The following is a 19,441-nucleotide window of genomic DNA, read 5'->3' as shown; positions in this document are numbered from 1 at the left end:
GCCGATCGCCACCGGCGGCCCGCTGCCGCGCGGCGCCGACGCCGTCGTCATGGTCGAGCATACGCAGCCGGCCGGATCAGGCGCGATCGATGTCCGTCGTGCCGCCTCGCCCGGACAATTCGTGTCCTATGCAGGCTCCGACATCGCGCGCGGCGAGGCGCTCTTGCGCGCCGGCACCATCATCGGCTCGCGCGAAATCGGCATGCTGGCGGCCTGCGGCATTGCCGAGGTGATCGTCGCGCGAAAGCCGCGCGTCGCAGTCATCTCCACCGGCGACGAGCTTGTGCAGCCCGGGCAGCCGCTCGCGCCCGCCGCGATCTACGACACCAATGGCGCGATCGTCGCCGCCGCGATCGACGAGAACGGCGGCGAGGCGAGCTTCCTCGGTGCCGTTGCCGATGACGAGGCAAAACTCGAATCCGCGATGCGTCGCGCGCTGACCGATGCCGACATGCTGGTGCTGTCAGGTGGCACGTCGAAAGGCGCGGGCGACCTGTCCCATCGCATCATCGGCCGGCTCGGCAAGCCCGGCATCATCGCACATGGCGTGGCGCTGAAGCCGGGCAAACCGCTGTGCCTTGCGGTGTGCGACGGCAAGCCGGTGGTGATCCTTCCGGGCTTCCCGACATCGGCGATGTTCACCTTCCACGACATGATCGTACCGGTGCTGCGGCGAATGGCGGGCCTGCCGCCGCGCTCCGACGCCAAGGTCAGTGCGACCGTGCCGGTGCGCATTGCCTCCGAACTCGGCCGCACCGAGTTCGTGATGGTCTCGCTGGTCGACGGCAAGGGCGGCTTGATCGCCTATCCCTCGGGCAAAGGCTCCGGTGCCATCACGTCTTTCGCGCAGGCCGACGGCTTCCTGCGCATCGATGCGCTTGCCGATCAGATGCCGGCCGGGACCGAGGCCGAGGTGACGCTGTTCACGCCGCATGTCCGCGTGCCCGATCTCGTCATCATTGGCAGCCATTGCACCGGTCTCGATCTCGTCACCGCGCCGCTGGCGCGCGCTGGGCTCGCAGTGCGATCGATCGCGGTCGGCAGCCTCGGTGGACTTGCGGCAGCGCGACGCGGCGAATGCGATCTCGCGCCGATCCATCTGTTCGACGACAAGAGCGGGACCTACAACACGCCCTACCTCGTTCAAGGACTCGAACTCGTGCCGGGCTGGCGCCGTATGCAGGGCATCGTGTTCCGGAACGGCGATGGCCGCTTCGAGGGGCTCGGCGCGAAGGAGGCCGTCGCCGCTGCACTCGCCGATCCCGCCTGCATCATGGTCAACCGTAACCAGGGCGCCGGTACGCGCATCCTGATCGACCGGCTGCTCGGCGGCGCGCGCCCGGAAGGCTATTGGAACCAGCCGCGTTCGCACAATGCCGTTGCCGCCGCGGTTGCCCAGCACCGCGCCGACTGGGGCATGACCATTGCGCCGGTCGCCCATGCTTCCGGCCTCGGTTTCATTCCGCTCGCGGAAGAGCATTATGATTTCGCGCTGGTCACGGTGCGTAAGCAGCGCCCGGCGGTGCAGGCCTTTATCGACGCACTCGGATCGGACGAAGCCCGCACGGCACTTGAGCGTGCCGGATTCAGGCCCGCGTAGACAGATGACGACGCGGCGGTTCAAGCTGCGCGGCAGACAGGGTGGGGGACGCGATGGCAAGGCCGCTTTCGGTTGCGATCGTCGGTGCCGGCATGGGCGGGCTCGCGACCGCCGCAGCGCTCCGGCGCGTCGGCATTGATGTCATGGTCTACGAGCAGGCCTCGCAATTTGCGCGCATCGGTGCCGGCATCCAGATCGGCTGCAATGCCATGAGAGTGCTGCGTGAGCTCGGCCTCGAGCGGCGGATGCGCAGCCAGTCCTTCTATCCGCGCTCCTGGAACAACCGCGATTGGCGGACCGGCGACGTCAAGTTCGACATGATCTTTGGCGAGAGCGCGGAGCAGAAGTTCGGCGCGCCTTATTTGCTTGCGCATCGCGGAGATCTGCACGCGGCATTGGCGAGCGTTGTGCCGGATGATCGCGTGAGGCTCAACCACAAGCTGGTCGGACTCGATGAAACCGGTGACGGCGTTCGCCTGACCTTCGCTGGCGGCACCAGCACGATTGCCGATGCCGTGGTCGGCGCGGACGGTGTGCACTCGGTGGTGCGCGACATCCTGTTCGACACCGCGCCGGTCAGGTTCACCGGCCGCATCGCCTATCGCACCACCTATCCGGCCGCGCTGCTCGGTGACGAGAAAATCGATGACTGCACGAAGTGGTGGGGCGAGGACCGCCACATCGTCATCTACTACGTCAAGCCCGATCGCAGCGAAGTCTATCTGGTCACAAGCCAGCCCGAGCCGGATTTCCGCATCGAGTCCTGGTCGGCGAAAGGTGATGTGCGCGACCTGCGCGCATCGTTCGAGGGCTTTCATCCGCAGGTCGGGCAGGTGCTCGACGCCTGTCCCGACGTGCACAAATGGGCGATCATGGATCGCGACGCGCTGGAGCGCTGGTCGGACGGCAGGGTGACGCTGCTCGGCGATGCCTGCCATCCGATGACGCCCTATATGGCGCAAGGTGCAGCCATGGCGATCGAGGACGCCGCCGTGCTGTCGCGCTGCCTCGACGGCGTCGACCGCGATGGCGTCGCTGATGCGTTTCGCTGTTTCGAAGCGACGCGCAAGGAGCGGACGACGCGGGTGCAGGAGACCTCGCGCGCCAATATCTGGCTGAGGGAGCGGACCGATACGAGCTGGGTCTACGGCTACGACGCCTGGACCGTGCCGCTGGCGGCTTGATCCTGGGATGACTGGCGCGCGCTCTTTCGCTCCTCGGCTTCGGCTAGGAGGCCGCGTCCAGCGCGGCCAGCCGCTCGGCTTCGGCAATGTCTTCGACGGTGTTGGCGTTGAAGAACGGATCGAGCGGTTCGGTCGGCCACGTCACCGTGGCGAGCGGATAGCGCGCGGTCCAGCGGTCGATCTTGCGGAGGTCCTCGACCACCAGCGCATGACGGAGCTCCTCGCGCAAGTCCACGCGCCACAGCCCGATCACTGGGTGCGATTGCTCGCCTGACGCCGCGACCGCAAGCCGCGCGTTTGCCCCGATACACTCTTCATGCAGCCGCGCGACGAGATCACGCGGCAGGAAAGGGCAGTCGCCGGCAGCGCTGAGCACCCATTCGATTCCCGGCCGGTTCGCTGCGGTCCAGTCGAGCGCGGCGAGGATGCCGGCGAGCGGGCCGGGAAAGCCGGGCACGTCGTCGGCGACGACCTGCAAGCCGAATGCGGCAAACCGCGCCGGATCGCCATTGGCGTTGAGGATCAATCCGCTGCACTGGGGCGACAGGCGCGCGATCACGCGCTCCAGAATGGTGCGGCCGCCGATCGTGCGCATCGGCTTGTCGCCGCCGCCCATGCGCCGTGCCAGGCCGCCGGCAAGCAGCACGCCCTGTGTGGGCGGAATCCTAGTCGTCACCGCCTTCACCCTTGCGCTTGTGCTTGGCCGACTCCTCCTCGACGTAAGCGAGGTTCTGGTCGTAGACGATGCGCTCTTCGCCCGACAGCGCGATGAAGCGTTTGCCGCGCGTGCGACCGACCAACGTCAGGCCGACCTGCCGGGCGAGATCGACACCCCAGGCGGTGAAGCCGGAGCGCGACACCAGGATGGGAATTCCCATGCGCACGGTCTTGATCACCATCTCCGAGGTGAGCCGTCCCGTGGTGTAGAGGATCTTGTCGGATGCATCGACGCCGTGGCGGTACATCCAGCCCGCGATCTTGTCGACGGCGTTGTGGCGGCCGACATCCTCGGTGTAGCAGAGCGGCGTGCCCTCCTTGCACAGCACGCAGCCATGGATCGCGCCGGCCTCGAGATAGAGCGAGGGCATGGTGTTGATCGTCTGCGTCATCTGGTAGAGCCAGGAGGTGCGTAGCTCTGCCTTCGGCAGCGCGACGCTTTCGACCGCTTCGAGCAGATCGCCGAAGGCGGTGCCCTGCGCGCAGCCCGAGGTCTGCGTGCGCTTCTTCAGCTTGGCCTCGAAATTGGTGTGATGTGAGGTGCGCACGACGACGACCTGGAGGTCGTCGTCGTATTCGACCTCGGTGACCACGTCACTATATTTCAGCATGTTCTGGTTGAGCAGATAGCCCAGCGCCAGGTATTCCGGGTAATCGCCGATCGTCATCATCGTGACGATCTCCTGGGCGTTCAGGTAGAGCGTCAGCGGGCGTTCCATCGGCACCTTGATCTCGACCTTGGCGCCGGTCTGGTCGGTCCCGGTCACGCTCTGGGTCAGGCGCGGATCGTCCGGGTTCGGGACGATCAGGGGGACCGGGGCTTTCTCCATCTTCATCATGGCCGTGAGGTTAGCATGACATTCGGGTCAAGCCGATATAAGCATGGCCGGGAATAGGTAAAATGCCTCCGCTCGTCATTGCGAGCGCAGCGAAGCAATCCAGAAATGCATCCGCGGACACACTCTGGATTGCTTCGCTCGAAATGACGGGCGAGGCTGGAGGTTCCATCGGCTAACCTGCCGTTGGCGGAGACAAGCTGGAATGAAAGTCATCGGCCTTGCGGGATGGAGCGGTGCGGGCAAGACCACGCTCTTGACGCGGCTCATCCCGCATTTCAACGCGCAAGGTTTGCGCGTCTCCGTGATCAAGCATGCGCATCACCAGTTCGACGTCGACGTGCCCGGCAAGGATTCCTGGCGGCACCGCGAGGCGGGCGCGGCCGAGGTGCTGATCTCCTCGGCGAACCGCTGGGCGCTGATGCATGAGCTGCGCGGGGCCGACGAGCCGCGGCTGCCGGAGCTGCTCGGCAAGCTGTCGCCGGTCGATCTCGTCGTGGTCGAAGGTTTCAAGCGCGAGCCGCATCGCAAGATCGAGGTGCATCGCGCCGCGAACGACAAGCCGCTGCTGTTTCCCGACGATCCCGGGATTGTCGGGATCGCGACCGACATCGCCATTGAAACCCGGCTGCCGACCGTCCATCTCGATGATATCCCGGCCGTGGCGGCATTGCTGCTGCGTGCGGCGATGCCGGTCGAGGAGGCGGTCGCTAGAAGCGCTTCGCTGCGCTGACGAGGCACCATGGCGCAACTGTCTGACGATTGCTTTGCCTTCGGTGGACCGATGATGTCGGTCGACGAGGCCGTTGGCCTGATCACGACCCGCGTTAACGCGGTTGCCGATCTCGAGACGGTGGCGCTGGTGGATGCAGACGGGCGCGTGCTGGCGCGCGATATCGCCGCGCCGTTGCCGCTGCCGCCTTTCACCAACTCTGCCGTCGACGGTTATGCCGTGCGCAACGCCGACCTTCCGCAAGCGCACGAGCAGTCATTCCCGCTCGACGGCCGCATCCAGGCTGGTGGCCTTGCGCAGGCGCCGATCAAGCCCGGCCACACCGCGCGCATCTTCACGGGCGCACCGATGCCGCCCGGCGCCGAGACCGTCTTCATGCAGGAAGACGTGCGCGTCGATGAGGCGGGCGGGGTGGTGCTCCCGCCGGGACTGAAGTCCGGCGCAAATGTCCGCCCCGCGGGCGAGGACATTCCCGAAGGGCATGTCGCGCTGCGCGCCGGCCAGCGCCTGCGGCCGCAGCATGTCGCACTCGCCGCGGCGTTCGGCCTGACCCGGCTCGACGTGGTCAGGCGCATCCGCGTCGCGGTGTTCTCGACCGGTGACGAACTTGCTTCGCCCGGCGAGCCGCGCGCCGCGTCGCAGCTCTTCGACTCCAACCGCTTCATGCTGATGGCGATGTTGCGCCGGCTCGGCTGCGAGGTCAGCGATCTCGGCATCCTCCGCGACGAGCGCGCCTCGCTTGCCGACGCCTTGAAGCAGGTCGCGGGCGCGCACGATCTGATCCTCACCACCGGCGGCGTCTCGACCGGCGAGGAAGATCACGTCAAGGCGGCAGTCGAGAGCGTCGGTTCGCTCGTGCTGTGGCGGATGGCGATCAAGCCGGGTCGGCCGGTGGCAATGGGTATCATCGGCGGCACGCCGCTGATCGGATTGCCCGGCAATCCCGTCGCGAGCTTCGTCACCTTCGTCCATGTGGTGCGACCGACGGTGCTGGCGCTTGCGGGCAGCACGCCGGAGCCGCTGACGCCGATCCCGCTGCGCGCGGCCTTCACCTACAAGAAGAAGGCCGGCCGGCGTGAGTATGTTCGCGTTTCCTTGCAGCGCGGACAGGACGGTGCGTTGGAGGCCATCAAGTTCCCGCGCGAAGGCGCCGGCCTGTTGTCTTCATTGGTCGAGACCGACGGTCTCCTCGAACTCGGCGAGGGCATCACGCTTGTCGAGCCGGGACAGAGTGTGGGCTTCCTTTCCTATGCCGACCTGATCTAAAGGCCCCCGCGTTGACGCCATCGACCTGCCCCGCCATGTTGCGCTCATGACCAGGACCACACTCGATCTCACCGGGTTGAAATGCCCGCTGCCCGCCTTGAAAACGCGCAAGGCGCTGAAGCCATTGCAGGTGGGTGATCAGCTTGAAGTGCACTGCACGGATCCCCTGTCGGTGATCGACATTCCGAACCTGATCCGGGAGACCGGAGACAAGGTTGAGATCACCGAGCGCAACGATGCGCGCATCGTGTTCTTGATAGAGAAGACCAATGCATCGATAGAAAACATCAATGGTGCGCCGCGATCTTGAGGCCGCCACCTCATTGATGCCGACCATTTGTCTATCGACACCGACCATCGCATCTGTGCCAATTGACAATCTCCGTGGGGACGCGGAGGTTGAGTCGTGCCTGCGATACGCGGAGCACGCTGGCCGATATGAAGCCACACCGTGTGGCGTGGGGCATAGATCCCCACCCAAGGGGTTAGACTTCTCGAACACGCGTCGTGATCCTGGCGCGTGTCGAAACTTTGTGCGGAGCAGCAGGGACAGTTGCGCCGCAACTGGCTGAGGATAAGGGTCGTAGCAGCAGGTTAGCTCAGAAGGGCGTCCTGCAGGGGAGGATTTGTATGGCTACAGTTGAAAGCGCTGGAAGACTGTCGGGCGCTGGCGCGGGAATACTCGATCGCGAGCACACCGTCGCAAAGGCCGGCTTCAATCGCTGGCTGGTGCCGCCGGCAGCACTTTGCATCCATCTCTGCATCGGCATGGCCTATGGCTTCTCGGTGTTCTGGCTGCCGCTGTCGCGCGCGATCGGGATCACGCAGAGCAAAGCGTGCCCGGATATTTCGCTGTGGCAGGAGTTGTTCACCATGACTTGCGACTGGAAGGTCGCGAGCCTCGGCTGGATGTTCACTTTGTTCTTCGTGTTGCTCGGCGTCTCTGCCGCGATCTGGGGCGGTTGGCTCGAGCGTGTCGGTCCGCGCAAGGCGGGCGTCGTCGCCGCGCTCTGCTGGGGCGGCGGCCTCCTGATCGGTGCCATCGGCGTCTACGTCCATCAGCTCTGGATCATGTGGCTGGGCTGCGGCGTTATCGGCGGCGTCGGGCTCGGCCTCGGCTACATCTCCCCGGTGTCGACACTGATCAAATGGTTTCCGGATCGCCGCGGCATGGCGACCGGCATGGCGATCATGGGCTTTGGCGGTGGCGCCATGATCGGCGCGCCATTGGCCAATCTGCTGATCAACTACTTCAAGACGCCGACGTCGGTCGGTGTCTGGGAAACCTTCGTCGCCATGGGCGTGATCTATTTCGTGTTCATGATGATCGGCGCGTTTGCCTATCGCGTCACGCCGACCGGCTGGCAGCCGGAAGGCTGGACGCCGCCGAGCGAAAAGAAGTCGATGATCACCGAGCATCACGTGCATCTCAACAATGCGCACAAGACGCCGCAGTTCTGGCTGATCTGGTGGGTGCTCTGCTTGAACGTGTCGGCCGGCATCGGCGTGATCGGCATGGCCTCGCCCATGCTCCAGGAAATCTTCGCCGGCAAATTGATCGGTCATCCCGAGCTGACTTTCGGCCAGCTCTCGGTTGAACAAAAGGCGGTCATAGCGGGTATCGCGGCCGGCTTTGCGGGGCTGCTGTCGCTGTTCAACATCGGCGGCCGGTTCTTCTGGGCGTCGATGTCCGACTATATGGGCCGCAAGAACACCTACTACACGTTCTTCCTGCTCGGCATCGTGCTCTACGCGTTGGCGCCTACGTTTGCGGCGATGGGTTCGAAGCTGCTGTTCGTGCTCGGCTTCGGCATCATCCTGTCGATGTATGGCGGCGGCTTCGCGACCGTGCCGGCCTATCTCGCCGACATGTTCGGGACCCAGTTCGTCGGCGCCATCCACGGCCGGCTGCTGACGGCCTGGTCGACCGCGGGCATCATCGGTCCTGTCGTGGTGAACTACATCCGCGAGTTCCAGCTCGCGGCGGGTGTGCCGCGCGATCAGCTCTACAACACCACGATGTACATCCTGTGCGCGATGCTGATCGCAGGCCTGATCTGCAACTACCTGATCAAGCCGGTCGATCCGAAGTGGAACATGAGCAACGAGGAGCTCGCCAAACTACAGGCCGCGAGCGCCAAGAGCGAATCTGGCATCCAGCATGGCTCGTTCGGCATCGGCAAGGGCGGCCTCGACGCCAAGGCTGCGCTATTCTGGGCCTTCGTCGGCATCCCGCTCGCCTGGGGCGTTTGGAAGACACTGGAGAGCGCGGTCAAGATCCTCTGATCGCAAACCCACACTGCCGCGGGAGGCTGAAGGCCAGCTTCCCGCGGCGTTCGCCTGACAAATGATCAAGAATGGGACCTAGGGGGATTCCTATGCTTCGCACCCGTATCTGCCTCGCCGCCATGCTGCTGGCCGCGGGCCTTCACACCGCATCTGCCCAAACAGCAGCAGCGCCCGCGACGCCGGCACCGGCCGCGACGACCGACGCCAAGCCGCCGGGCAAGATCAAGCTCACCATGCAAAAGCTGAAGGACATGAAGGCCAAGTGGGCGGCCAACAAGCCGAAGCTGAAGGCCTGCCGCGCCGAGGTGAAGTCGAAGGGCCTCACCGGCGACGACCGCTGGTTCTACATCGAAGAGTGCATGAACAAGACGTGAGCCGGGTTCCGCCATCAACATCTGAACGGGGGCGTGGCGGCAGTGCTGCCCGCCCCCTAAATCATTATAGAGACATTCTAAATCTACTTGCCCCTCTGGTATACCAGAGACTAGAGTGGCCGGAATTGAGGCTTGATCCGCGGGAAGCGGAAGATGCGGTTCCCGAACGATCAACTTTGGAAAGACGGCGGTTCGCGATAGCGATCGTGCCTGAAGTTATCGCGGTTTTGAGGAGAACGCGGCGTTTCCATGAGCAGCCACGACGTTCAGAAGGTTCTCGAATTCGAACACCCGGGCGAGGGGCGCCGGCGTGCCAAGGCCACGCCCAAGGGGCGGCAGGTCGATCCCACCGCCGCGCACGAGATTGAGCAATTGCTCGGCGATAAGCAGCGGCGGCGCGACCTGCTGATCGAATATCTGCACCTGATCCAGGACAAGTATCACCAGATCTCGGCTGCGCATCTCGCGGCGCTTGCCGAAGAGATGAAGCTCGCTTTCGCCGAAGTGTTCGAGACCGCGACCTTCTACGCGCATTTCGACGTGGTGAAGGAAGGCGAGCCGGACATCGCCCCGCTCACCATCCGCGTCTGCGATTCGCTCACCTGCGCGATGCTCGGCGGCGAGAAGCTGCTCGAGGACCTTCAGCGCACGAGCGGCCCCGGCATCCGCGTGGTACGCGCGCCGTGCGTCGGCCGCTGCGATACGGCGCCGGCCGCGGAAGTGGGGCACAATTTCGTCGACCACGCCACGGTCGGCAACGTGCTGGCGGCGGCGAAAGCCGGCGACACCCACGCCCGTCTGCCGACATATATCGACTACGATGCCTATGTTGCAGGTGGCGGCTACAAGCTGCTCAACCGCGTCCTCTCGGGCGAACTGTCGACCAACGATCTCCTGAAGTCGCTCGATGATGCCTCGCTGCGCGGGCTCGGCGGCGCCGGCTTTCCGACGGGCCGCAAATGGCGCGCGGTGTTAGGGGAGCCCGGGCCGCGGCTGATGGCGATCAACGGCGACGAGGGCGAGCCCGGCACGTTCAAGGACCGCTATTATCTCGAGACCGATCCGCACCGCTTCATCGAGGGCATGCTGATCGGCGCGCATGTGGTGCAGGCCGCCGACGTCTACATCTATCTGCGCGACGAATATCCGGCCGCACGTGAGATCCTGGAGCGCGAGATCGCAAAGCTGCCGGCGGGCGGTTCGACCCTGCACATGCGGCGCGGCGCCGGCGCCTATATCTGCGGCGAGGAATCCTCGCTGCTCGAAAGCATCGAGGGCAAGCGCGGCCTGCCGCGGCACAAGCCGCCTTATCCGTTCCAGGTCGGCCTGTTCGGCCTGCCGACGCTGATCAACAATGTCGAGACGCTGTGGTGGGTGCGCGACATCGTCGAGAAGGGCGCCGACTGGTGGAAGGGCCACGGCCGCCATGAGCGTCATGGCCTGCGCAGCTACTCGGTGTCCGGCCGTGTGAAGAACCCCGGCATGAAGCTCGCGCCCGCTGGCATCACCGTGCGCGAACTGATCGACGAATATTGCGGCGGCATGGCCGACGGTCACACGTTCTATGCCTATCTGCCGGGCGGCGCATCCGGCGGCATCCTGCCGGCGTCGATGGACGACATCCCGCTCGATTTCGGCACGCTGGAAAAATACGGCTGCTTCATCGGCTCAGCTGCGATCGTGATCCTGTCGCAGAAGGACAGCGTGAGAACGGCCGCGTTGAACCTGATGAAGTTCTTCGAGGACGAGAGCTGCGGCCAGTGCACGCCGTGCCGCGTTGGAACTCAAAAGGCGGCGCTGCTGATGCAGCGGCCGGTCTGGAACCGTGCGCTGCTGGAGGAATTGAGCCAGGCGATGCGCGACGCCTCGATCTGCGGGCTCGGACAGGCAGCATCGAACCCGGTGACATCCGTGATCAAATATTTCCCTGACGAGTTCAAGGAAGCGGCCGAATGACGAAAATTACGTTCGAGCTCGACGGCAAGCAGGTTGAAGCCAATTCGGGCGAGACCATCTGGCAGGTGGCCAAGCGCCAGGGCCGCGATATTCCGCATCTCTGCTATTCGCCGGAACCGGACTATCGGCCTGACGGCAATTGCCGCGCCTGCATGGTCGAGATCGAGGGCGAGCGCGTGCTCGCCGCCTCCTGCAAACGCACGCCGTCGGTCGGCATGAAGGTGAAAACCGAGAGCGCGCGTGCGGTTGCCGCGCAGAAGATGGTGATGGAGCTGCTCGTCGCCGATCAGCCGGCGCGCGAGACCTCGCACGATCCGGACTCGAAGTTCTGGCACTGGGCCGAGACCACCGGCGTCACCGAAAGCCGCTTCCCGGCCGCCGAGCGGTGGGCGACCGACGCCAGCCATCCGGCGATGCGCGTCAATCTCGACGCCTGCATCCAGTGCGGCCTGTGCGTGCGCGCCTGCCGCGAAGTCCAGGTCAACGACGTCATCGGCATGGCTTATCGTAATCACGATTCGAAAATCGTGTTCGACTTCGACGATCCCATGGGCGAGTCGACCTGCGTTGCCTGCGGCGAATGCGTGCAGGCCTGCCCGACCGGCGCCTTGATGCCGGCCGTGATGCTCGACGACAAGCAGACCCGCGTCACCTATGCCGACAAGAAGGTAGATTCGCTCTGCCCGTTTTGTGGCGTCGGCTGCCAGGTCACCTATCAGGTCAAGGACGACAAGGTGATCTATGCGGAGGGCCGCGACGGCCCTGCGAACCACAATCGTCTTTGCGTGAAGGGCCGCTTCGGCTTCGACTACATCCATCATCCGCATCGCCTGACCAAGCCGCTGGTGCGGCTGCCGAATGCGAAGAAGGACGCCAACGACCAGGTCGATCCGGCCAATCCGTTCACGCATTTTCGTGAGGCGTCGTGGGAGGAAGCGCTCGACATCGCAGCCAAGGGCCTGGTCAGGATTCGCGACGAGAAGGGCGTGAAGGCGCTGGCCGGCTTCGGCTCGGCCAAAGGCTCCAACGAAGAGGCCTATCTGTTCCAGAAGCTGGTGCGCACCGGCTTCGGGTCGAACAATGTCGATCACTGCACCCGGCTGTGCCACGCCTCGTCGGTCGCGGCGCTGTTCGAAGGCCTGAGCTCGGGCGCGGTGTCGGCGCCGTTCTCCGCTGCGATGGACGCGGAAGTGATCTGGGTGATCGGCGCCAACCCGGCGGTGAACCACCCGGTTGCCGCGACCTTCATCAAGAACGCGACGAAGCAGGGCGCAAAGCTCTTCGTCATGGACCCGCGCAGGCAGTCGCTCTCGCGTCATGCGACCATGCATTTGCAGTTCAAGCCCGGCTCCGACGTCGCCTTGCTGAATGCGATGATCAACACGATCATCACCGAAGGTCTGACCGACGACCAGTACATTGCCGGTTACACCGAGGGCTTCGAGGACCTGAAGGAGAAGATCAAGGAATTCACGCCGGAGAAGATGGAGCCGATCTGCGGCATCCCGGCGCAAACTTTGCGTGAGGTCGCTCGAACCTACGCACGCGCAAAATCCTCGATCATTTTCTGGGGCATGGGCATCAGCCAGCATGTTCACGGCACCGACAATGCGCGCTGCCTGATTGCGCTCGCGCTGATCACCGGTCAGGTCGGCCGACCCGGCACCGGCCTGCATCCGCTGCGCGGCCAGAACAACGTGCAGGGCGCTTCCGACGCCGGCCTGATCCCGATGTTCCTGCCCGACTACCAGCCCGTCGGCCGCGACGACATGCGCGGCAGCTTCGAGAAGCTGTGGGGCCAGGAGCTCGATCCGGTACGCGGCCTGACCGTGGTCGAGATCATGAACGCGATCCACGCCGGCGAGATCAAGGGCATGTATATCGAGGGCGAAAACCCCGCGATGTCCGACCCGGATCTTCAGCATGCGCGCGAAGCGCTCGCCATGCTCGATCATCTCGTGGTGCAGGATCTCTTCGTGACCGAGACCGCGTTCCACGCCGACGTCATCCTGCCGGCCTCGGCATTCGCGGAGAAGGAGGGGTCCTTCACCAACACCGATCGCCGCGTGCAACTCGCGCGCCAGGTGATCAGGCCGCCGGGTGACGCGCGGCAGGATCTGTGGATCATCCAGGAGATCGGCAAGCGCATGGGCCTGCCGTGGAATTATTCCGGCCCCGGCGAGGTCTACACCGAGATGGCGGAGCTGATGCCGTCGCTGAAGAACATCAGCTGGGAGCGGCTGGTTCGCGAAGGCGCGGTCACCTATCCCGCGGATGATCCGAACAAGCCCGGCAATGAGATCATCTTCACCACGGGCTTCCCGACCGCGAGCGGCCGCGGCAAGATCGTGCCGGCCAAGGTCATCCCGCCGGACGAGCTGCCCGACGACGAATATCCGATGGTGCTGTCGACCGGCCGCGTGCTCGAGCACTGGCACACCGGTTCGATGACGCGGCGCGCACAGGTGCTCGACCAGATCGAGCCTGAGGCGGTCGCGTTCATGTCGCCGAAGGACATGCGGAAGAAGAAGCTCACGCCCGGTGATTTCATTCGCCTGGAGACCCGCCGCGGCGCAGTCGAGGTCAAGGTGCGCTCCGACCGCGACGTGCCGGAGAACATGGTGTTCATGCCGTTCTGCTACGCAGAAGCGGCGGCGAACCTTCTGACCAACCCGGCGCTCGATCCGTTCGGCAAGATCCCGGAGTTCAAGTTCTGCGCCGCGCGCGCCGAACGTGCCGAAATGCGCGACGCGGCCGAGTAAAGTTTCGCTCGTCCTTTTGGCGGCACAGCGCCTGCCAATCTTTCGGTGTCGTCCCGGCGAAAGCCGGGACCCATACCGCGGAATCCATCGATTCCGGACGGTCGCAGTACCGACCACGAATCTTCGCCAAACTCCGCCCTGGGGTTATGGGTCCCCTTCGCCGGGACGACGGCGGAGTATGTCGCGGGTATGTGCGCCCACCGCGTCATTGCGAGCGCAGCGAAACCTGTCCAGAGTGCCGCCGCGGGGAGACTCTACACGCTTCATCGCTTCGCTCCCTGCAATGACGGTGCTAGATGTGACGCATGTCCAAAGTCACCCCCGCAACACGCGCGCTTGCTGCTGCCGGTGTTGCCTTCACCGTTCATGTCTATGACTACGATCCCGATGCCGAGAGCATCGGGCTGCAGGCGGCGTCGGCGCTCGGCGAGGATCCGGCGCGCGTTTTGAAGACGCTGATGGCGCTGGTCGACGGCAAGCCGGTCTGCGTCGTGGTCCCGTCCGACCGGGAGGTCTCGATGAAGAAGCTCGCCGCTGCCGCCGGCGGCAAGTCGGCGCAGATGATGAAGCCGCCTGAAGCGGAACGCGTCACCGGCTTCAAGGTGGGCGGCATCAGCCCGTTCGGGCAACGCCGCCTGGTGCGCACCGTGATCGACCAGGGCGCGCTCGGGCATGACCAGGTCTACGTCAATGGCGGTCAACGCGGCTTGCAGGTGCGGCTCAAGCCGGCCGACATGCGCGACGTCCTGAAGGCGGTCGTGGCCGACGTGGTCGCCTGAGCGGACCGGCCCTCGGCCACCGGCGGGNNNGAGCCGCACTTCGCGCTGGTTGATTTTATTTGCCCGCTCGCGTGCATTGAGCCTGCACAGCCGCATTAGACTATGGTAGGATGCTATATCCGCTGAAAAAAAGTGCGTCGAAAACAGGGAGGACGACATGCGGGTGACTGCGTCGAAAGTCCTTGGCTCGCTGGCCGCAGGACTTTTTTTTATGTCGGCTGCCGCGGTGGCCGCTGAACCGCCAAAGGAGATGAAGCTCTACGTCTTCTCTTCAGGGGCGCTCAATCTCGACAAGTCGATCATTCAGAACGGCAGTAGCGGCAAGATCCAGATTCCCGTCGGCTTCTTCCTGATCCGCCACCCCAAGGGCGACGTTCTGTTCGACTGTGGCAACAACGACCGGATCATCAAGGACCCCGACTATTGGGGACCGTTCGTGAAGGCGCTCGATCCGGGCCGTGATCCCGACATCGCCATCGACGCGCAGCTTTCCAAGATCAACGTGAAGCCGTCCGACATCAAATATGTCGTGCTCGGCCATTTCCACGTCGATCACGCCGGCAATATCGGCAAGTTCCTGGACTCCACCTTCGTGTACCAGCGCGACGAGATCAGGAACGCGTTCTGGCCGGCACCGGGCTATGCCACTTTCTTCATCTCCGACGATTTCGCCATGCTGCGCAACAGCGTCGGCGGCGGCATGCCGTCCAAATACAAGACCATCGAGCTCGACGGCGATCTCGACCTGTTCGGCGACAACAGCGTCTTCATCCACAGGACCGTGTCGCACACGCCCGGAAGCCAGATCCTGGTGGTGCGCCTGCCGAAGACCGGCACCGTGGTGCTGACCAGCGACGCCGTCTATCTCCAGGAGAACCTGGACAAGAACATCCTGCCGAGCATCGGCAGCGTCTATGATCCGGTCGGCATGCTCGATGCCTACGCCTGGGTGAAGCGGGTTCGCGACACCGAGGGCGCCGACATCATCTATGCCCACGATCCCGACACGTTCAAGGCGCACAAGCACTCGCCCGAATTCTACGAGTGAGTGGTCGCGACCTCTGGTCATTCCGCACGCGTCACCATCCCGGGCCTTCGCGCCCGGGATTTTGCGCGGTAGTCTCAAGCGGTACCCGCCACAAGGGTGTCTAAAGGCTCCATGCTTCCGGTTGTCTCTCCGGTCGTTTTCGCCGAGCGCGTAACAAAATGGTACGGGCCGCGGCGCGCCGTTGCCGACGTCTCCTTCGCGATCGCGCCGGGCGAGATCGTCGGCCTGCTCGGGCCGAATGGTTCCGGCAAGAGCACGATCTTCCGCATGCTCACCGGCTATCTGGTGCCGACCTCCGGGCGTATCGAGGTCGCCGGCCACGACGTGGTCGAAGACTCCCTCGGCGTGCGCCGCGCCATCAGCTATGTGCCGGAAGATGCACCACTCTACGACCACATGCGGGTCGGTGAGTTCCTGAACTTCATGGCCGGTATCAAGGGATTGCACGGGCCGAAGACGAGGGCGGCGGTCGAGGAGGTCGCGGAGCGGCTCGACCTTGCGCGCGTCATGAAGCTCACGACCGGAAAACTGTCGCGCGGCTTCCGCCAGCGCGTCTCGATCGCGCAGGCGCTTTTGGGCGATCCAAAAGTTCTCGTGCTGGACGAGCCGACCAGCGGGCTCGATCCGCACCAGGTGATCGCCGTGCGCGACCTCATCCAGTCGCTGGCCGGCCGCCACACCGTGTTGCTCGCCTCGCACATTCTGCCCGAGATCGAGAAAATCGCCTCGCGTGTGATGATCCTGCTCGACGGCGTGCTGTTGACATCCGATGCGCTGAAGGATGCCGCGCAGGATCTCACGTTGCGCCTGTCGGCGGAGGCGACGGAAGATGCCGTGCGCGGCGCGACCAAGGCAGTCGCCGGCGTGCGCGAGGTTACCGCAGATCCGGACAATGCGGGACGGTTCCTGGTCAAGGCGGAGCGGCGACCGCCGCTCGCGGCGGACCTGGTCTCCGCGCTGGTCGCCGCGCAAATCCCGGTGCGCGAGTTGACCGAACTGCGGCCCGATCTCGAACGGGTATTTCTCGATCTCACCCGGCAACCCAAGGCGGCCGCATGAGAAGCTTCGCGGTGCTACTGAGAAAAGAAGCGACGGCGCTGTTCTCCTCGCCGATCGCCTACGTGCTCATGACCGTGTTCCTGCTGATCATGGGCTACAGCTTCACGCTCACGCTGTTCCTCAGCCACCAGCCCAGCATGGTGCACATCTTCTTCCAGATGTTCGTGCTTTTCATGCTGACCGCGCCGCTGATCACGATGCGCCTGTTCGCGGAGGAGCGGAAGCTCAAGACGCTGGAGGTTCTCCTGACTGCGCCCGTGTCTGAGGTCGCGATCGTGCTGGCGAAGTTTTTGGCCGCGATGAGCCTGATCGTGGTCATGCTCGTGCTGTCGGGCGCCTATGCGGCCGCGCTCGCCTGGTTCGGCGATCCTGATTTCGGGCCGATCTACAGCGGCTATTTCGGACTCTTATTGTTCGGTGCGGCGCTGGTCGGCACCGGACTTTTGGCTTCGGCGCTGACAGCTAACCAGGTGATCGCAGCGCTGATCTCGCTCAGTGTTTTCCTCCTGCTCTGGATCATCGACAATTTCGGCTGGCTCTTGCCAAGCCCCGCAGACACGCTGGTGGTGAACCTGTCGCTGTCGGTCCATTTCCGCCCGTTTGCCGTAGGCTCGATCTATTTGTCCGACGTGGGCTTCTTCCTCAGCGTCACCCTGCTGACGCTGCTGTTGACGGTCCGCGCCCTGGCGCGGCGATGAGGGGCGTGGGCGATGTCCGGGCCAGCGAGATCCAACATCGTTCTCCTCGTCCTGGCAGCCGGAGCCGTTGTCTGCGGAGCGCTCGGCTTCGCAGGGCTTGGCGAGACCGTATCGAACAGTCTCCTGTTCGCCGCCTGCGTCCTGGCCTTGCTCGCGCTATTGGTGCTCGCGATCCGCCTGCCGTTGCGCGGCGGTGGCTCGCGCTGGTCGGCCTGGCTCGCGAATGCGTCGATCGTCGTTGCCGCGGTCGCGACGGTGGTCGGCGCCAACGTCGCGCTCTATCGCCACGACGTGCATTTCGACGTCAGCCGGGAAGGGCGCAACACGCCGCCGCAACAGCTCACCGACGTGATCGCACAATTGCGAACGCCGCTCGCGCTGACTTATTTCTACAACGCGAGCGACGCCAACGCGATCGCGGTCCGTGACCTCGTTCAGACCGCCGCGCGCAATCATCCGTTGCTCGCGTTCCGCGCCATCGATCTCGACAAGGAGCCGGGTCTCGCCCGCGACCTCGGCGTGCGCGCCTACAACACCGCGGTGTTGCAGGCTGAGGACCGCAAGGTTTTGGTCGAAAACCTCATCGATCCCGCCCGCATCGGCTATGCGGCGCTCCGCGTACTGCGCAAGCGCGCAGAGACCGTCTGCTTCGTCACCGGTCATGGCGAGACATTCCGCCCGTTGCCGTCGCACTTCCATTTCAGCCATGTCGAGACGCTGAAGGGCCACGAGACACCCGGCGCCGGTGACGTGCTGGAAACGGCGCCCGAAGCGCTGGACCGGCTGCTGCTGGCCCTGAACCAGATCGGCTTCGAGATGCGCGAGCTCGTCACGGCGACAGCGTCCAGCATTCCGTCCGACTGCTCGGTCGTCGCCGACATCGGCCCGCGCACGTCATTTGCCGCCGATGAGGCGGCGCTGCTCGGCGATTATGTGAGAGGCGGCGGCAGATTTCTGCTTCTGATCGATCCGCTCTCCAAGATCGATGGTGATTTCGAGCGTCTGCTGCTCAAGCCAGTGGGATTGTCGAGCGAAGCCGCGATCGTGATCGATCCCCTCAATCATTTCCGCACCGATGCCGACAAGGTCGCGGTGCCCTATTATCCACCGCATCCGATCACGAAACGCTTGGCGCTGACCGTGTTTCCGCAGGCGCGGCCGATCACGGTGGCACAGCCGCCGTCCGGGGTCAGCCTCATCGTGCTGGCCGCGAGCAGCCAGGACAGTTATCTGCGGTCGCCCATGACTGCGGCCGCTGGTGACGAAGCGCCAGGCACGCGGCGGAGCGCGCAGCCGCTCGCGGTCGCGCTCGAAGGAAGCTGGCCAGGAGCGACACCGGGTAAGCGTTTCCGCCTCGTCGTAGCCGGCACCAGCAAGGTCGCGAGCAACGAGTATTTTCCCTATGTCTCCAATGGCGAGTTGTCACTCGCCATGCTGCGATGGCTCGCCGAGGACGACGCCACCCCGAGCGTCGCACCGCAGACATTCAAGCTGCCGGAGATCGTGTTGACCAGCAGCCAGATGCGCGACACCTTCATCGTGCTGGAGGTGCTGCTGCCGCTGAGCACGGCGCTGTTCGGTGTTGCGATGTGGTGGAGGCGGCGGTGACGGAGCAGGCGGCCGCGCGCGGGACGGCTCGATGGCTAATGCCGCTCCTCGCTGTGTGTCTGCTGGCACTGCTGGGCGTCCTGCTCGTTAGCGGCCAATGGCCGGAGCTGCGCAGCAAGGTTGCCTTTGCGCCGAAAGGGCTCGTGACCATCGCGCCGGCCGACGTGCGCAGGGTAGAGATCCGTTCTGACGGTGATAGCGTCGTCCTGGTTCGCAGCGCCGGCGCGTGGACGATCGAAGGGCTGGATGGCGCCGTGCCGACCGAGCTCAGATCGCATATCGAGACGGCGCTGCGGCTCGTCACCGTCAGCGAGCCCGCGCGTGAAATTCCCGCAAGCGAGCTCACCGCCGCGAGCTTCGCCGCTTTCGGTCTCGATCCGCCGGCAACCGTTGCCGTGATCGAGACGGCGGATGGCTTGACGACGTCGGTGAATGTGGGCGCGCTCAACCCGGCGCGCACCTCTCACTATGTCCGGATCGCCGGGCGCCCCGCTGTGTACCTGATGCCGCGCCATGTCGGCGAAGAATGGCG

Annotated in this window: 17 protein-coding genes; 15 read left to right on the top strand and 2 right to left on the bottom strand. The window is 64.7% G+C overall.

What is annotated here, in order from left to right:
- Positions 1-1,600, top strand: a 1,600-nt coding sequence (locus AYJ54_RS03380) for a molybdopterin biosynthesis protein (protein ID WP_245328861.1), incomplete at its 5' end; no start/stop codon positions are given.
- Positions 1,601-1,653: 53 nt separating this feature from the next.
- A complete protein-coding gene (locus tag AYJ54_RS03375) occupies positions 1,654-2,784 on the top strand; it encodes an FAD-dependent monooxygenase (protein ID WP_063696452.1) in 1,131 nt (376 codons plus the stop codon).
- Positions 2,785-2,827: 43 nt separating this feature from the next.
- Here AYJ54_RS03375 and mobA read toward each other — a convergent pair whose 3' ends face one another.
- Positions 2,828-3,469: a molybdenum cofactor guanylyltransferase MobA gene (gene mobA, locus AYJ54_RS03370; protein WP_082905458.1), complete on the bottom strand. Its 642-nt coding sequence runs from the start codon at positions 3,467-3,469 to the stop codon at positions 2,828-2,830.
- Positions 3,450-4,340 carry a formate dehydrogenase accessory sulfurtransferase FdhD gene (fdhD, locus tag AYJ54_RS03365; protein WP_063696450.1) on the bottom strand — a complete coding sequence of 297 codons (891 nt, stop codon included), beginning with the start codon at positions 4,338-4,340 and terminating at the stop codon, positions 3,450-3,452. Before fdhD ends, mobA begins: the two co-directional genes overlap by 20 nt.
- A gap of 202 nt (positions 4,341-4,542) precedes the next feature.
- Here fdhD and mobB point away from each other — a divergent pair, with 202 nt between their 5' ends.
- The 13 genes from mobB to AYJ54_RS03300 all read left to right on the top strand — a co-directional run.
- Entirely contained in the window at positions 4,543-5,070 is a 528-nt protein-coding gene (mobB, locus tag AYJ54_RS03360) for a molybdopterin-guanine dinucleotide biosynthesis protein B (RefSeq protein ID WP_063696449.1), read from the top strand.
- Between the two features lie 9 nt (positions 5,071-5,079).
- Complete coding sequence (locus AYJ54_RS03355) at positions 5,080-6,336, top strand: molybdopterin molybdotransferase MoeA (RefSeq protein WP_063696448.1); 1,257 nt, start codon at positions 5,080-5,082, stop codon at positions 6,334-6,336.
- A 46-nt stretch (positions 6,337-6,382) separates the two neighbouring features.
- Positions 6,383-6,646, top strand: coding sequence for a sulfurtransferase TusA family protein (locus tag AYJ54_RS03350; protein ID WP_063696447.1), 264 nt, complete (start codon positions 6,383-6,385; stop codon positions 6,644-6,646).
- Between the two features lie 320 nt (positions 6,647-6,966).
- A complete protein-coding gene (locus tag AYJ54_RS03345) occupies positions 6,967-8,622 on the top strand; it encodes an OFA family MFS transporter (RefSeq protein WP_063696446.1) in 1,656 nt (551 codons plus the stop codon).
- Positions 8,623-8,714: 92 nt separating this feature from the next.
- Positions 8,715-8,999, top strand: coding sequence for a hypothetical protein (locus AYJ54_RS03340; protein WP_063696445.1), 285 nt, complete (start codon positions 8,715-8,717; stop codon positions 8,997-8,999).
- Between the two features lie 249 nt (positions 9,000-9,248).
- A complete protein-coding gene (locus AYJ54_RS03335) occupies positions 9,249-10,955 on the top strand; it encodes an NADH-ubiquinone oxidoreductase-F iron-sulfur binding region domain-containing protein (protein ID WP_063696444.1) in 1,707 nt (568 codons plus the stop codon).
- Positions 10,952-13,717 carry a formate dehydrogenase subunit alpha gene (fdhF, locus tag AYJ54_RS03330; RefSeq protein ID WP_063696443.1) on the top strand — a complete coding sequence of 922 codons (2,766 nt, stop codon included), beginning with the start codon at positions 10,952-10,954 and terminating at the stop codon, positions 13,715-13,717. The genes AYJ54_RS03335 and fdhF overlap by 4 nt, the downstream gene beginning before the upstream one ends.
- 305 nt (positions 13,718-14,022) lie before the next feature.
- A complete protein-coding gene (gene ybaK, locus AYJ54_RS03325; RefSeq protein ID WP_063696442.1) occupies positions 14,023-14,496 on the top strand; it encodes a Cys-tRNA(Pro) deacylase in 474 nt (157 codons plus the stop codon).
- Positions 14,497-14,707: 211 nt separating this feature from the next.
- Positions 14,708-15,544: an N-acyl homoserine lactonase family protein gene (locus tag AYJ54_RS03320; RefSeq protein ID WP_063696441.1), complete on the top strand. Its 837-nt coding sequence runs from the start codon at positions 14,708-14,710 to the stop codon at positions 15,542-15,544.
- A gap of 111 nt (positions 15,545-15,655) precedes the next feature.
- Entirely contained in the window at positions 15,656-16,603 is a 948-nt protein-coding gene (locus tag AYJ54_RS03315) for an ABC transporter ATP-binding protein (protein WP_063696440.1), read from the top strand.
- On the top strand, positions 16,600-17,301 hold the full coding sequence (locus AYJ54_RS03310) for an ABC transporter permease (protein ID WP_063696439.1): 702 nt from the start codon (positions 16,600-16,602) through the stop codon (positions 17,299-17,301). Before AYJ54_RS03315 ends, AYJ54_RS03310 begins: the two co-directional genes overlap by 4 nt.
- 12 nt (positions 17,302-17,313) lie before the next feature.
- Positions 17,314-18,909 carry a Gldg family protein gene (locus tag AYJ54_RS03305; protein ID WP_063696438.1) on the top strand — a complete coding sequence of 532 codons (1,596 nt, stop codon included), beginning with the start codon at positions 17,314-17,316 and terminating at the stop codon, positions 18,907-18,909.
- The coding region (locus tag AYJ54_RS03300) for a DUF4340 domain-containing protein (protein ID WP_161491803.1) at positions 18,891-19,441 on the top strand (551 nt) is incomplete at its 3' end. The genes AYJ54_RS03305 and AYJ54_RS03300, both read left to right, overlap by 19 nt.

This window comes from Bradyrhizobium centrolobii, from assembly GCF_001641635.1.
GTDB lineage: Bacteria > Pseudomonadota > Alphaproteobacteria > Rhizobiales > Xanthobacteraceae > Bradyrhizobium > Bradyrhizobium centrolobii.
The sequence above is the reverse complement of the archived record's forward strand: the minus strand, read 5'-3'. Positions and strand labels throughout refer to the sequence as shown.